A 332-nucleotide genomic window follows, 5' to 3' on the forward strand; every position below is an offset into this window, starting at 1 on the left:
ATGGCCTGCCGACCTTGTCGGTGGAACGGGCCGCAGATTTTGCCGGCTACCCGGCCAGCGCCCCCCAAGTGGATCTGGCCGAGGAAAACCTCGCCTATGTGATCTACACCTCCGGCTCCACCGGGCTGCCCAAAGGCGTGGCGGTGTCCCATGGTCCATTGGCCATGCACAGCCTGGCCACCGGCGAGCGCTATGAAATGAGCCCGGCGGATTGCGAGTTGCACTTCATGTCCTTCGCCTTCGACGGCTCCCACGAAGGCTGGATGCACCCGCTGATCTACGGCGCCAGCGTGCTGATCCGTGATGACAGCCTGTGGTCGCCGGAATTCACC

General features: G+C 64.2%; 1 protein-coding gene. It reads left to right on the top strand.

The window, feature by feature from the left end:
- On the top strand, window positions 1-332 hold a 332-nt coding region (locus tag SB756_RS28785), incomplete at both ends, for an AMP-binding protein (RefSeq protein ID WP_410912925.1).

It is taken from the genome of Pseudomonas sp. SIMBA_068, assembly GCF_046534705.1.
Classification (GTDB): Bacteria; Pseudomonadota; Gammaproteobacteria; order Pseudomonadales; family Pseudomonadaceae; genus Aquipseudomonas; species Aquipseudomonas putida.